This window comes from Gordonia sp. YY1 (genome assembly GCF_009872315.1).
GTDB classification, from domain to species: Bacteria; Actinomycetota; Actinomycetes; order Mycobacteriales; family Mycobacteriaceae; genus Gordonia; species Gordonia amicalis.
Genome location: NZ_WXYI01000018.1, coordinates 44,999 through 58,081, shown reverse-complemented (window position 1 = coordinate 58,081; position 13,083 = coordinate 44,999). Strand labels below are relative to the sequence as shown.

Annotated in this window: 14 protein-coding genes; 5 read left to right on the top strand and 9 right to left on the bottom strand. The window is 68.4% G+C overall.

Going from position 1 to position 13,083, the window contains the following annotated elements:
- Nucleotides 1–207: 207 nt before the first annotated feature.
- The 8 genes from BPODLACK_RS19490 to BPODLACK_RS19455 form a co-directional block, all read right to left on the bottom strand.
- Nucleotides 208–1,620 carry an amidohydrolase family protein gene (locus BPODLACK_RS19490; protein ID WP_159406010.1) on the bottom strand — a complete coding sequence of 471 codons (1,413 nt, stop codon included), beginning with the start codon at nt 1,618–1,620 and terminating at the stop codon, nt 208–210.
- The gene (locus BPODLACK_RS19485) at nt 1,617–2,162 is read right to left on the bottom strand and encodes a pyridoxamine 5'-phosphate oxidase family protein (RefSeq protein WP_328722705.1); all 546 of its coding nucleotides are present in this window, start codon (nt 2,160–2,162) and stop codon (nt 1,617–1,619) included. Before BPODLACK_RS19485 ends, BPODLACK_RS19490 begins: the two co-directional genes overlap by 4 nt.
- Before the next feature lie 62 nt (nt 2,163–2,224).
- Complete coding sequence (locus BPODLACK_RS19480; protein ID WP_159406008.1) at nt 2,225–3,004, bottom strand: creatininase family protein; 780 nt, start codon at nt 3,002–3,004, stop codon at nt 2,225–2,227.
- Nucleotides 3,001–4,332, bottom strand: coding sequence for an FAD-binding oxidoreductase (locus tag BPODLACK_RS19475; protein ID WP_159406007.1), 1,332 nt, complete (start codon nt 4,330–4,332; stop codon nt 3,001–3,003). Before BPODLACK_RS19475 ends, BPODLACK_RS19480 begins: the two co-directional genes overlap by 4 nt.
- Complete coding sequence (locus BPODLACK_RS19470) at nt 4,329–5,507, bottom strand: ABC transporter substrate-binding protein (RefSeq protein WP_159406006.1); 1,179 nt, start codon at nt 5,505–5,507, stop codon at nt 4,329–4,331. The genes BPODLACK_RS19475 and BPODLACK_RS19470 overlap by 4 nt, the downstream gene beginning before the upstream one ends.
- Before the next feature lie 79 nt (nt 5,508–5,586).
- Nucleotides 5,587–6,465, bottom strand: a complete 879-nt coding sequence (locus tag BPODLACK_RS19465; RefSeq protein ID WP_159406005.1) for an ABC transporter permease — start codon at nt 6,463–6,465, stop codon at nt 5,587–5,589.
- On the bottom strand, nt 6,462–7,256 hold the full coding sequence (locus tag BPODLACK_RS19460; RefSeq protein ID WP_159406004.1) for an ABC transporter ATP-binding protein: 795 nt from the start codon (nt 7,254–7,256) through the stop codon (nt 6,462–6,464). The genes BPODLACK_RS19465 and BPODLACK_RS19460 overlap by 4 nt, the downstream gene beginning before the upstream one ends.
- Nucleotides 7,253–8,572 carry an amidohydrolase family protein gene (locus BPODLACK_RS19455; protein ID WP_159406003.1) on the bottom strand — a complete coding sequence of 440 codons (1,320 nt, stop codon included), beginning with the start codon at nt 8,570–8,572 and terminating at the stop codon, nt 7,253–7,255. The genes BPODLACK_RS19460 and BPODLACK_RS19455 overlap by 4 nt, the downstream gene beginning before the upstream one ends.
- 254 nt (nt 8,573–8,826) lie before the next feature.
- On the opposite strand from BPODLACK_RS19455, the gene BPODLACK_RS19450 reads away from it, so the two are divergent.
- From BPODLACK_RS19450 to BPODLACK_RS19435, 4 genes are all read left to right on the top strand, one after another.
- Nucleotides 8,827–9,423, top strand: coding sequence for a helix-turn-helix domain-containing protein (locus tag BPODLACK_RS19450; protein ID WP_159406002.1), 597 nt, complete (start codon nt 8,827–8,829; stop codon nt 9,421–9,423).
- Nucleotides 9,424–9,503: 80 nt separating this feature from the next.
- Nucleotides 9,504–10,484: a PDR/VanB family oxidoreductase gene (locus tag BPODLACK_RS19445; RefSeq protein ID WP_159406001.1), complete on the top strand. Its 981-nt coding sequence runs from the start codon at nt 9,504–9,506 to the stop codon at nt 10,482–10,484.
- Nucleotides 10,481–11,791: an amidohydrolase family protein gene (locus BPODLACK_RS19440; protein WP_024497381.1), complete on the top strand. Its 1,311-nt coding sequence runs from the start codon at nt 10,481–10,483 to the stop codon at nt 11,789–11,791. The genes BPODLACK_RS19445 and BPODLACK_RS19440 overlap by 4 nt, the downstream gene beginning before the upstream one ends.
- Before the next feature lie 189 nt (nt 11,792–11,980).
- Nucleotides 11,981–12,157: a response regulator transcription factor gene (locus BPODLACK_RS19435; RefSeq protein ID WP_375295681.1), complete on the top strand. Its 177-nt coding sequence runs from the start codon at nt 11,981–11,983 to the stop codon at nt 12,155–12,157.
- 19 nt (nt 12,158–12,176) lie between these two features.
- Here the strand turns inward: BPODLACK_RS19435 and BPODLACK_RS19430 are convergent, their stop codons facing one another.
- Nucleotides 12,177–12,563, bottom strand: a complete 387-nt coding sequence (locus BPODLACK_RS19430) for a DUF5997 family protein (protein WP_024497380.1) — start codon at nt 12,561–12,563, stop codon at nt 12,177–12,179.
- 41 nt (nt 12,564–12,604) lie between these two features.
- Here BPODLACK_RS19430 and BPODLACK_RS23640 point away from each other — a divergent pair.
- Nucleotides 12,605–13,083, top strand: a 479-nt coding sequence (locus tag BPODLACK_RS23640; RefSeq protein ID WP_236577722.1) for a LysR substrate-binding domain-containing protein, incomplete at its 3' end; no start/stop codon positions are given.

Below are 13,083 nucleotides of genomic sequence, written 5' to 3'. Positions count from 1 at the left end.
TGACTAACACTAGTTACTGAGTACCACTTTTGCACAGGCCCCCGAGTCCGGCACGAAGACAAGGGTGACCTGCACGCTCCCGTTAGTCACGCGAACGAGGGTGAATTCTGGGACTAATTGCGCAATTCGGACGCCACGGGGCGGCGCCGGCCACCGCGGCTGGGCGTGTGTGACGTGCGTCGACGGGGGTGGTCGCGAAAGGTCAGTTCAGCTGCTTCGGATGGCGAGAGTCCGGGCGCGATCGGCAGGCGGGGAGACGGCCGGGCGAATCCCCGAGCGGGCCGCCGAGCGGATCATCCGCTCGGTGAGTTCGAGATCGGCCTCGGACCGCGTCGGGTCCGATACGCCGCGTGCCCATACCGACCGGCCACCGACGAAGACCTCACGCAGGTTCCGGAGTCCGCATCCGAGAACGTAGGTGGCGACCGGGTCCCAGATCGGCCCGGTGTGCGGTGAGTACGGATCGACGACGACCAGATCCGCGTACTTCCCGACCTCCAGGGAGCCGACCCGGTCGGCGACCCCGATCGCGGTGGCCGATCCGATGGTGTGCAGGGCGAGTACGTCCGCCGGGGACAGCACCGCGGTGTCGCTGCGCAGACCGCGCTGCAGGAACAGCCCGGTGCGCATGTTCTCGAACGGATCCGAAACGTCCGTGCAGGACTGATCGTCGACACCCATGCCGACCGTGACGGCGTCGGAGAGGAGGCGCGGGATGTCGGCGATGCCGGAGCCGAGCCGACCGTTGGACATCGGTTGCCAGACGACGGACGAACCGGTGTCGCGCACACGCGCGACCATCCGGTCCGTCGGATGCACGAAGTGACCGAACGCGAAATCGGGGCCGAGTACACCGGCGGCGTCGTACCAGTCGAATTTGGCCTGCTGGATGTCGATCTGCTCCGCGGTCTCGACGAAGTGGGCCTGGTTGGTGATGCCGTACCGATCCATCAGGGCGCGTTCGCGTTCGGCGGTCACCGGTGCGGAGGACCACTGGACGGAGCCGTACACCGAGCCACCCAGGTTCAGGGCCGGGTCGACGGTGCCGAGATGTCGCACGACCTCGTCGAATCCGTGGAAGGCCTCGTCCTCGGCGAGCTGTTCGTCGTCGAGTCGCACGCTGGTGACGAACCGGATACCCGACGCCGCCAACCCGTCGACCTGGCGGTTGACGAACTCGGCGGGGTGGATCCGTTCGGCGCGGAGCACCGACTTCTCGTAGTCGAACAGTGCGATCACCCGCGACTGGGTGAAGTTGTACACCGAGGTGATACCCGACGACAGGTGGTCCAGGCCGCCGGCCAGGGTCATCCAGTAGAGGTCGTCGGCGTCGGCGCCGAGCAGCATCAGGCTGTTGCGGGACACCCATTCGTAGAGCGGGCTGTCCGCGGCGACACCGCGCATGCCGCCGGTGTAGATGTGGCTGTGACCCGACACGAAACCCGGTGCGAGGAAACATCCCTCGAGGTCGTGTCGCACTCCCGGCGCATCCGCCGGTGGGGCGCCCTCGCCGATGCCGGAGATCCGCCCGCCGGCGTCCGCGGTCAGCCATCCCCGGAACCAGGGCTTGTCTCCCGCGATCGGCAGGATCAGCGCATTGTGAAAGGTCGTGGCCGTCATCCGGGAAGAACCTCCGATGTCCAGGAATGGTCGGTGCGGATGAAGCGGATCCGTTGCGAGGGGCCGTCCGGATCGCCGCGCCAGAAAGCGATCTCGCGGATGTCGATGGCGAAACCCGTCCACGTGTCCGGCGGGCTCAGTGTCGGATGGGTGGCGTCGAACTCCGCCCATCGTCGATGTCGATCGTGGGTGGGCAGTGCCGACATCTCGTGATCGTTGCACCAGGCGAGCAGCTGCAGGTAGCGGGTACGGCGCGAGAAGGTCTCGCGGAGAGAGTCTTCCGTCGGCCTGCGCACGGTGCCGTGCGCGACCACCTGGCGTCCCCGCTGCGGCCATGCCACCGCGATACCGGCCCGTGGCAGTTCGGCCAGCTCGGACACCTTCGACGACCGGCTGTCGGTGTGGAAGTACACCGCGGCGTCGTCGGCGTCACTGAGCAGCACGTGGCGCACGCGCGGATACCCGTCGCGCCCGAGAGTCGAGAGCGCCATGAGTGCGGGTGCGGCGTCGGCGGGCGGTAGCCAGCGTCGGAGCAACACCATGGGATCGATGGTGCGGTATTCCTCGGGGGGACAATCACTTCCGAACTCCACCCCGCTGGTGATCATCGCCGCACCCGTCCGGGGTCGAAGGTCGCGATGTCGGCGAGCGCATCCACGAGGGCGATGACGCGCTCCTCGAAGAGTTCCGCCCCGATGGCGGCGTCTGCCCCGGTGGGGTCGCCGATGACCCCCGACTCGGCGAAATCGGTCGACAGCCAACCGAACTTGACGGCTTTGGTGAAGCCGACGTGGTTCGAATCGGCCACTGCGTCGGCCACCGCGGCGACGGCCTTGTCCATCTGGACGAGATCCGGTCGCAGATGCAGCATCATCGACGTCTCGGCCCACCCGGCATGGATTCCCAGTCCTCGTTCGGTGGGACCGGCCCGACCGGGCCCGGAGGTGAAGAACGTCTGCAGGCCGAAGCGTCGACGCAGTTCACGTGCCGCCACCTCGATCAGTGCCGAATTGCCGCCGTGCGCATTGAGGAACAGCAGCCGTCGTGCGGGGGTCGCGGCAATCGACGACCCGATGTCCACGATCGTCTCGAACAGAGTGGACGGTCGCAGCCACATCGTGCCGGGGAGTGCGGCATGCTCGTCGGACTTGGTGTAACCGAGTGCGGGGAGCAGCCAGACGTCATGTCCGGCTGCGGCTCCGCGTGCGACGACGGCGGCCGACACGGCCTCGGCGACGATGAGGTCGGTCGCCAGCGGCAGATGCGCGCCGTGCGGTTCGATCGCGCCGGTCGGCAGGACGAGGATCGAGTGCCGGGAGAGTGCGGAGTCGATCTCGGCGGTGGTGAGTTCGGCGTAGCGGCGGGACCCGAACGCTGCGGTCACATCCACCTCCCTGGATTCAGAAGGCCTTTCGGGTCGGTCCGGGCCGCGAGCGTCTGCACGCGTTCGGCGTCGAGATCGACGTACCACTGGTGAGGTGAGTGGACGCCGACCCCGAGTTCCTCGAGGGCGGCGACCCCGTCGATGACCTGCTGTGGGTTGCGGTAGATCCCGTTGAGCATCCCGAACATCATCCCGTGACCGACCTCGAGGTGGAGCATCCCACCCTCGTAGACCTTCTCCACCTCCTCGAGGCGGGTGACCAGTGCGTCGCCGCGCACCTCCATGTGAAACCACTTGTCCGGCTGCGCTTTCTGCAGCCACCAGGTCGGATGGTTGTAGGACAGCGTGGACAGCTTGATCGTCTCGGCGATGCCCTCGCGGACCGCTTCGACCCGGCCGCCGGCGCGGGCGATGAGATCGGTGGACTCCTCGAGTGCTCTCGCGTCGATGATTCCGCGTACATTCGCGCGACCCCGCACGAAGGCGGGGTCGGCGGGCAGCGCCTCGACGACGGTGGGACCGTCCGCCGACAGCAGTCGCGGTCTCGGCTCGACCGACGAGAGCCGGTGGGCGGCGTCGAAGGCCTCCCGGGTCGACCCGAAGCTGGCGTACAGACAGCGCCACTCCTGGAGTGGTTCGACGCGCACCGAGGCGTTCACGATGACACCCGCCACCCCGTAGGTGTGGACGAAAGGTTGTGCGTCAGCACCTTCCAGGTGCACCAGTTCGGCGTCCTCGGTGCCGTAGACGACGTCGAGCGCCGTCACGAAACCCTCGTGATTGCGACCGTGCACGATCGTGCCGGTGCCGGCCGACCCGCCGCCGAGGAAGCCGCCGAGCGTGGACTGCACCGTCGACGGGTACATCCACAGCTGACTTCCGGAACCCCAGGCGGTCTGCTCCAGGTTGATCATCCGCGCACCTGCCTGGGCCGTGATCGTCTGATCGGTGATCTCGTGAATCCCGTTGAGCGAGGTCATGTCCAGGACGAGACCGCCGAACCGGGGGATCACCTGCCCGTAGTTGCCGGTGCCCTTCCCGCGGGTGGTGATCGGAACGCCCCGGGCGACCGCCGCGCGGACGATCGCGGGCACCACCTCCGCCGTGCGCGGGTAGCACACGAGGTCGGGGGTCCCGAGATCCTGCGCGGACAGGATCGGGCTCATCCCCGATCCGTCCCGGCCTGCGCGTTCCAGCGCGCGGGGTAGCGTGCTGATCCCGCGCGGCCCGAGAAGTGACAGGAGATCGTCGGCCAGCGCGTCGACGTCGCCCGCACCGAAGTCGGGTCGTCCGTCGTCGGTGCCGACCGCGATCACCGGGGAGGTCACGACGGCAACCCCACGGAGGTGTCGATGAACCGGTTGGTCGAGACCGTGTCCGGGGTGATGCCCTCGACGACGGGGGTGCCCTGCTTGTCGAAGATCGGGGTGGTCACGTCGATCACCCGCTGCACGCGTGCGGTGTCGAAGTCGCCGACCGTGCCGTTCGGGCCGTTGCCGATGAGCTTCAGCTGCGCCATGGTCTCCAGTGCGTAGTCGGCGTTGCGCTGGGTGTAGACCCACCCGGTGTCGTACTGCTCGACGGCGTCGAGGATGACCTTGTTGGCGGCCTCGGGCGACGCGAGGTAGTCGACCACGCCGCGCTGGAGGACGGGGACGAGCTGCTCGAGGCAGGCGGTGTTCTCCTCCAGAGCGCCTGCGCGGACGGCCATCGCGGACTTGTACGTGGGGAAGCCCACGTCGTGGACGAGCTGGTAGGAGACCGGCTTCTTCCAGCCCTCCACCTCCTCCTCGTAGAGCTGGGGCTCGGAGCTGGCGTAGCCCTGCTGGGCGGTCTTGCCGCCGGCGGCGACGAAGTTCGCGGGCGTGCCGTCGTAGCTGCCGTCGACCTGATCCGGTGACAGGACGCCGGAACCGGTCAGATAGTCCATGTAGGTGGCGCCCTCGAAGTAGAGCACGCGCGCATCGACCGGCTTGAGGTCGCCGATGCCCTTCACCTGCGGGTAGGTGGCCGGGTCCCACATGATCATCTGCGGGCTGATGTCCAGCGGAGCCATGACGGCCACCGTCGGGTTCGACTCGGAGTTCTGGATCGCCTGGTCGGTGTCGACGTAGCCCAGCAGGATCTCGGGGTCGGAGTACATCTGCGAGGTGACCGACTGGAAGCCGATCGCCGGTCCGCCGGCGCGGATCTCGACGTCGACGCCGGTGTACTGGCCGCGGTCGAACAGTGGTCCCGTCACCCGCTTGTTGCCGGCGTTGATCACCGGGTCCGGTCCGAGCAGCTGATACAGGTGGCCGTGCTCGGCCTCGGGGTTCCAGTCCGTCTGGATGACGACCTTGTCCGGGCAGTTCGCGCTCAGGTCGACCGGACCGATCGGACCGGTGTAGCCGGAGGACTCGGCGGTGTCGTCGGAACCGCAGGCCGCGGTGAAGGCGACGGCCGCGGCGACGGCCACCACCCCGGTGGCCTTGGACAGGCGACGCCAGACGTGTGTGTTCATGAGTTCCTTTTCGGTAGAGCCGATCACGGTCGGGGGACGGACAGGGATGAACGGGACGAGCAGGGTGGGGCGGGGCGTGTCAGCGCTGATACCAGCGGCCGACGATCCGGTTGCCGAGCCGGCCGAAGAGCCAGAAGACGGCGACCCCGAGCAACGACGCGAGCACGATGGAGGCGAACAGTTCCTCGGACTGCAGTCGTGACCGGTAGTTGTCGATGAGGATGCCGATGCCGGGGTTCCCCTGTTTGAAGAAGAAGTCGCCGACGATCGCACCCACCACGGACAGGCCGGCGGAGATGCGGAGTCCGGCGAAGATGGCGGGCATCGCCGCGGGGAACTCGAGTTTGCGCAGCACGGTGAGCCGGCTCGGGTGATGCAGTGCGAACAGGTCGCGCATCTGCCGATCCACCGACCGCAGACCGAAGAGAGTGTTGGACACGATCGGGAACAGTGCGATGAGCACACACACGAAAACCCTTGCGCTGAAACCGAACCCGAACCAGAAGCCGACGAGGGGAACCAGCGCCAGGATCGGTATGCACTGCAACACCACCGCATAGGGGAACAACGCGGTCTCCATCATGCGCGACTGGGACATCACCACCGCCCACACGATGCCGATGACGGCGGCGATGGCCAGACCGGTCAGGGCCACCGTCGTCGTCCGGCCGAGGGCTTCCCACATCGACGGCGCGGCACTGCCGAGCAAGCCGTCGGTGACCACGCGGTGCGGAGCCGGCATGAGGAAACGCCTGCCCTCGTCGAGGATTGCGTAGGTGACGAGGTACCAGAGGCCGATCACGATGCCCAGCACGACGAGTGGCGCCGCGAACGAGACGAACGATCGGGAGCGTCGTCGCCGTTTGCGTGCGGCTGCGACGGCAAGTTCCGTGGTCGAGCCGGTGTCGACGACCGCCGTGGTGTCGGCGGCGGGCGTGGTGCCCGTGGGGACCGTCATGAGTGTGCCTCCCTCAGCGAGCGGGAGATCCGACCGGCGATCGCGGCGAACTCGGGCTCGAAACGCAGGTCCGGAGAGCGTGGGAAGTCGAACGGGATCTCGATCTCGTCGACGATCGTGCCGGGACGCCCGGACATCACGAGCACCCGCGTGGACAGGAATGCTGCCTCGGCCACGGAGTGGGTGATGAACAGGCCCGCAAAGCGTTTGACGGCGAACAGCTCGGTGAGCTCGACCCCGAGCCGCTCGCGGGTCAGCTCGTCGAGCGCGGCGAACGGCTCGTCGAAGAGGAACAGGTCGGGGTCGAGGGTGAGCGACCGGGCGAGCGACACACGCATGCGCATGCCGCCGGAGAGCATATGCGGCAGATGATCCTCGAAACCGTTGAGGCCCACTGTCTCCAGCGCAGCGGCAATCCTCTGACGCCGCTCCGCTTTCGGCACACCGTCGAGTTCGCCGAGCAGGGCGACGTTGTCGGCGACCGACCGCCAGGGGAGGAGCGTGGCGTCCTGGAACACGTAACCGATACGGTCCGCGCCGCACTGCATGTACCCGTCGGTGATCGTCTCCAGACCGGAGGACAGTCGCAGCAGGGTCGACTTACCGCATCCCGAGGGGCCGACGACGCTGACGAACTCGCCTTCCCGGACGGTCAGGTTGACGTCCCGCAGAGCATGGGTTCCGTCTGGATAGGTCAATTCGGCGTGCTCGAAACCGACGAGTGGATGACCGAGTTCGAGTGGTGTGGCCGACGGGGTCGGCGCTGAGGGGATCGACGCTGATGGGGTCATGACGTCTCCAGGACATAGGGAGCCGGTGTGGCGTGATCAGTGGCGCCGGCGCGGGACTCGGCCGGGGTTGCGGTCCAGGTGGTGGTCTCGGTGCGGGCCACGATCGAACCGTTGACGAGGACCACCCGGTCCGCGGGGGCGGTCGCGATGGTGTCGAGTACGTCGGTGCCCCGGACCGCGAGGAAATCTGCACGTGCCCCGACGACGGGTCCGGCGACGGGTAGGCCGAGCGCGGTACGGGCGTTGTCGGTGACCAGTGACATTGCCGCGTAGGGACTCTGGTGACCGGCGGTGACCAGGAGTGACGCGGTCTCCAGCGGGTCCGCGCGTCCCACCGGGTTGAACGGATCGCGGATGTTGTCGGCCCCGGCGGCCACGAGGACACCGCGATCGCGGAGCACGTCGATCGCGGTGATGCCGCGCCGGCCTTTCGACGGTCCTTGCCGTCCTTGGAGATAGAGGTTCGTGATCGGCAATGCGACCACCGACACCGATGCGCGGGCGAGGGCGTCGGCCACCCGTTCCAGTTCGTCGAGAGGCATGGTGTCGAGACGGCAGCAGTGTCCGGCGGTTCGGAGACGATCCGCGGGCCAGTCGGCGACGCGGTCGGCGAAGTGGTCGATGGTGTGGTGGTCGCCGTCGAGGAACTCGTCGGTGTGCAGGTCGATGCCGACTCCGCGGGATTCGGCGAGGCCGACCAGCCGGGCCACCTCGGCGCGCGGGTCGTCGGCGATGTGCGGTGCTCCGCCCACCAGGTCCGCGCCGGCGTCGAGTGCCTCGACGACGACCTCGGTCGGGGTGAGCGGATTCGCCAGCGCGACGATCTGAATCGTGACCAGGTCGCGCATGGCCTCCCGGACGCCGACCAGCGCCCGGGTGGCCCGGAGCGGATCTGGGCCGGGCGGCACGTCGACATGTGTTCGGACGGCGGTGATCCCGTTGCGGAGCAGGGCGGTGATCGCCCGCGTCGCCCGCCGGCGGAAAGACTCCTCGTCGAGACGGACGCTCCCCGCTCGCCAGACCGTGATCGCCGCGTCGAGGTCGCCGAGCGGCGGATTCAGCTCTGTCCACGAAAAGGCCTTGTCCAGGTGCGCGTGCGGCTCGGCGGCGGACGCGGTGAGGACGAAGTCGCGCAGATCGAGCCACCGCGGGTCGGCCCGGGCGGTGTGGTCTCGTGGGTTCCGGTCGGAGACGGGCGCGATCGTCGCCACGCGCACCACCCCGTCGGGACCGGACAGCAGCTCGACATCGGCGAGCGTGCCGTCGGTCAACGACGCGGTGATGCCGTGCACGGGTCCGTGCGGGGTGTCCTGCATGAGTGAACTCCGTTGGCGGCCGGTGGTTCTGGACGTGAGTGCGACGTTGCGCTCGTGGGCTGTGCGGCAGAGATCGATCTCGACGCCTCGGTGCGCCGGTCTCGGTGGTTCCGCCGGGGCTGGGATCGGCGGGAGCGGTTTCGTGATAATTGTTGACCACGTCAACACCCCTGAATATAGGAACGTGTTGTTGCCTCGCTGTTAACCACGGCTGCGGATGTGTAACCAACGCCGGAGTGTGAAAGGTGCACCGAATGGCACTGGAGGAGCCGGATGCGGCGCAGGCGTCGCTGGGTGCCGAGATCCGACGGCGACGAAAACAGCAGGATACGACCCTTGCGAATCTCGCTGCACAGGCTGGCATCTCGCATTCCTTCCTGTCGCAGTTGGAACGCGGGTACGCGCGGCCGAGTATGACGACGCTGGAGCGTATCGCCCGTGCGCTGGGGACGACTCAGGTGAGTCTCATGCTCGCCGCGGACCCGGGCCGGGCCGGGAACGCCCCGGCCGACGCACCCCCGGGCGCGCAGATCGTGCGCGCCGATCAGGGTGCCGTGCTCCCGCAGACGGGGGACGACGCCGGGCATGCCCGTCTGCTGGTGAACGGTGACGCGGCGTTCTATCCCCAGGAACATGCTTTGGGTACAAGGGAATTCGGCGACTTCTACCGGCACGAGCAGGATGAGTGGCTACATGTCGTCTCCGGTGAGATCGAGGTCGATCTGTCCGACGGACGCATCGTCGAATTGCGAACCGGCGACAGCCTTTACTACGCTGGCGGCATTCCTCATCGGTGGCGACTGGTCGGCCCTGATGTCGCGCATCTGATCGTGGTGCAGGCGTCGGCGTAGCGATCGTCGCGGCTGTCGGTGAGGGTGTGGTTCCTGTGGCTGGGAGCCGGACGGGCCTCGCCGAATCGAGGAGTCCCCCGATGTCCCTGTCTTCCTCCGGGGTTGCAACGTCTTCTCCTGGTCGTGCGCAACCCTTACGTGTGCGCGTCGCCGCTCGCAGGCCGGTCGCCGAGCGTGTCGAGGAGTTCGTCCTGACCGCCGTGTCCGATGACCCACTCCCCGCCTGGTCGGCGGGCTCCCACGTCGACCTCGTCGCGCCCTCGGGAGTGGTGCGCCAGTACTCGTTGTGTCCCGCCGATCCCGGGGTCTACCGGGTCGTGGTCGAGCGCCGGGCCGACGGACGCGGCGGTTCGGTGTCGGTGCACGACGACCTCGCGGTGGGTGATGAGACATGGATCAGTTTGCCGCGGAACCATTTCGCACTCACCCGCGCGCTGGAGTACGTGTTCGTGGCGGGTGGGATCGGGATCACCCCCATACTCGCGCTGATCGACGAGGCGCGTTCGGCGGGCCGGCCGTGGCGACTACTGTACATCGGGCGAACGCGGGCGGAGATGGCGTATGTCGACGACCTCGTCTCGGCTCATCCTGACCACGTCATCGTGCATGAGTCGCGCGTGGCGGGCCGGCTGACTCTGAGTGATGCGCTCTCCGGGTCGGCCCGGGGAACCGCGGTGTACGCCTGCGGTCCGGCGGCGATGCTCGACGCGGTCGCCGACGCGTGTGCACCGCAACCGGCGGTGGACTCGTTCACCGAGCGGTTCACCGCGGCGATCGCGGAGAGTGTTCCCAACCGGGAGTTCGAGCTGTCGCTGGCGATGTCCGGGGTGACGCTCACGGTTCCGGAGGACCGCACGATCCTCGAAGCCCTCGACGGCTCCGGGGTGGTGGCGCCCTCGTCGTGTCGCGAGGGGATGTGCGGCACCTGCGAGACCGGGGTGGTGAGCGGTGAGGTCGACCATCGGGACGCGGTGCTCTCGCCGGAGGAACGCGCCGAGAACGAGTCGATGATGATCTGCGTATCCCGTTGTACCAGCGGGCGTCTGGTGCTCGAGCTGTGAGTCCGATCGTTCTCGCCGGGGCGGAAGCGGTGCTGGTGGACGGCGGTACCGTGTCGCGTGGCCCGGTGGTCGTCGACGGCGCGGTCATCGCGTCGGGTCCGGGACCATCGGATGCCGAGGTCGTCGACACCTCGGGGTGCGTGATCACGCCTGGATTGGTGAATGCCCATCATCACCTACTGCAGAGTGCCTTCCGCTCACGTCCGGACGGTCGATTCCTGCCGATGCGGGACTGGCTCGCGAGGATGGCGCGGCGCTACACCGAGGCCGCGGTGGACCCCGAGCTCACCGCCGCCGCGGCTGGAGTCGGCGTCGCCGAATCCCTGTTGTGCGGGGTGACCACGGTCGCCGACCACCACCTCACCTGGCCGCGCGATCAGGACCCGGTCGCGATGGCGGGCGCGACCATCGGCGCGGCCCGCCGCCTGGGCGGACGGATCGTGTTCGTACGCGGCACCGCCCGAGACGACCCGGATGCCGCCGCGCAGTCGGTCGTCGACATCCACGACGCTCACCTGGCCGGGGCGACCGACGGTGTGTCACCCGACGGCCTCACCCAGCTCGCCGTCGGTCCGTCGGGCGTCCATGCCGACGGGCCGGAGACCTTCGCGGCACTGTCCGAAGTTGCAGCACGTCTCGGACTGCGTCGTCGAACTCAGGCCAACGAACAGATCGACGTCGAGATCGCCGCCGAGAGGTACGGCCGGCGCCCTCTGGAACTACTGGACGACTGGGGTTGGCTGGCCGCCGATGTCACCGTCGCGCACCTGTGCGAGATCACCGATGACGAACTGGATCTGGTGGCGCGGTCGGGTGCCCACGCCACCCACGCGCCGGGGTGTGATGTGCCGATGGGGTGGGGTGTCGCCCGCGTGGCCGCCCTCGGCCGCGCCGGCGTACGCATCGGGCTCGGTACCAGCGGCGGCGGGAGCAACGATGCCGGCCACCTCCTCGCGGATGCGCGACTGGCGATGCAGGTCTCCGGACTGATCGGCGACCCGGTGTCGGCCCGCGACTGTCTCGCGATGGCGACCGAGGGGTCCGCCACGGGCCTCGGCCGCCCCGAGCTCGGACACCTACGTCCCGGCGCGGCTGCGGATCTGTGCGTGTGGGACTGCTCCGATGTGTTTGACGCCGGCGTCCCGGACGCGCTCGACGGTCTTCTCTGGGCGGGGCCCGGCAGACGACCCCGCGACGTGATGGTCGGCGGCCGCTGGGTGGTCCGCGACGGAGTGCTGGTGACCGCGGACTCGCGAGCGCTGGCGAACGACCTCACGACGATGCTCGACGAGCGGTTGTCGGGATGACCCGCGCCCCATGACTGGGTGCAGGGTCATGCCCCTGTCGGCCGAGTAGCGACGACCCAGCGCGGCGAGGACGCCGCGTATCGAGGTCAGCGCAACGGGACCGGGGCCGCGGCACCCACCAGGGCGACGATGTGGAGTCCGCCCGGATTGGTCTGGAGCGGAACCTCTTTCCAGTTGTTGGTCGTCCACATGGCCGAGGGGTTCGGCAACGCCGAGATCACCGAGCACCTGCAGATCAGTGTGCTGACCGCGAAAACCCATGTGAACAGGGCGATGACGAAGTTCGGTGCGCGGGACCGCGCACAGCTGGTGGTGGTGGCGTATGAATGCGGACTCGTCGTGCCGGGGCGGCGGCCGGTGCGGTAGCCGGAGGGGATCCGCCTGGTCAGTCCTCGGGGTTCTCGGCTTCCTCGCGGTCCCGGCGCTGGTCCTCGTGGAGCGACTTGACGCGTCGTTCCTCACGCCGGACCTCGACCTGGGTGGCGCGCTCGGCGACCAGCCACTCGGGCATCTCGGCCAGCAGCTCGTTGATCTGCGCGGTGGTCAGCGCCTCGGTGATCCCGTTGCGGACCAGAGCGGAGTTGGAGACGCCGAGCTTGGCCGCGACCAGGTTCTTCGGGTGCGGTCCCTCCGCGCGGAGGGTCTTCAGCCACTCCGGTGGGTCGGCCTGCAGGGCGGCGAGTTCAGCGCGGGTGATGGAACCGTCGCGGAACTCGGCAGGGGTCGCCGGCAGGTAGACGTCCAGCTTCTTGGCGGCGGTGGCCGGCTTCATCGACTGCGAGCTCATTGCCCCAGGGTATCGGGCGGTAGCCTTTGGTCGTGACCACACCCGACCGGGCAGGCGTTTCCGGGTCTCCGGCCTTTCGATTGGCGTACGTCCCCGGCGTGACCCCCGGCAAGTGGGTCCGTATCTGGGAGGAGCGGCGACCCGACGCCCCGCTGGAGCTGGTCGCCCTCGAGGTTGCCGAGTGCGCGGACGCCATCGGACAGGGAAGTGTGCAGATGGCGATCACGCGCCTGCCCGACGCGCTGCGTCACGGCGAGGCCGGACCGCATCACACCATCGAGCTGTATGAGGAGACCACCGTCGTCGTGGTTCCTAAGGATCATGTGCTCACTGCAGGTGACGAGTTGACGCTGGCCGACCTCGCCGACGAGCAGTTCCTGTGGCCACTCGACGAACCGGTGTCGGGATTCGTCGACCCTGCTGGCCGAGTAGCGCCGACCGAGCGGAGCGAGGATGCGGGTGGTTCTGCTGGCCGAGTAGCGCCGACCGAGCGGAGCGAGGACGC

What these genes read in the sequence shown, in the direction of transcription:
- BPODLACK_RS19490 (WP_159406010.1), bottom strand. Translation starts at nt 1,620, where the DNA reads ATGACGGCCACGACCTTTCACAATGCGCTGATCCTGCCGATCGCGGGA.
- BPODLACK_RS19485 (WP_328722705.1), bottom strand. Translation starts at nt 2,162, where the DNA reads ATGGTGTTGCTCCGACGCTGGCTACCGCCCGCCGACGCCGCACCCGCA.
- BPODLACK_RS19470 (WP_159406006.1), bottom strand. Translation starts at nt 5,507, where the DNA reads ATGAACACACACGTCTGGCGTCGCCTGTCCAAGGCCACCGGGGTGGTG.
- BPODLACK_RS19465 (WP_159406005.1), bottom strand. Translation starts at nt 6,465, where the DNA reads ATGACGGTCCCCACGGGCACCACGCCCGCCGCCGACACCACGGCGGTC.
- BPODLACK_RS19460 (WP_159406004.1), bottom strand. Translation starts at nt 7,256, where the DNA reads ATGACCCCATCAGCGTCGATCCCCTCAGCGCCGACCCCGTCGGCCACA.
- BPODLACK_RS19455 (WP_159406003.1), bottom strand. Translation starts at nt 8,572, where the DNA reads ATGCAGGACACCCCGCACGGACCCGTGCACGGCATCACCGCGTCGTTG.
- BPODLACK_RS19450 (WP_159406002.1), top strand. Translation starts at nt 8,827, where the DNA reads ATGGCACTGGAGGAGCCGGATGCGGCGCAGGCGTCGCTGGGTGCCGAG.
- BPODLACK_RS19445 (WP_159406001.1), top strand. Translation starts at nt 9,504, where the DNA reads ATGTCCCTGTCTTCCTCCGGGGTTGCAACGTCTTCTCCTGGTCGTGCG.
- BPODLACK_RS19435 (WP_375295681.1), top strand. Translation starts at nt 11,981, where the DNA reads ATGGCCGAGGGGTTCGGCAACGCCGAGATCACCGAGCACCTGCAGATC.
- BPODLACK_RS19430 (WP_024497380.1), bottom strand. Translation starts at nt 12,563, where the DNA reads ATGAAGCCGGCCACCGCCGCCAAGAAGCTGGACGTCTACCTGCCGGCG.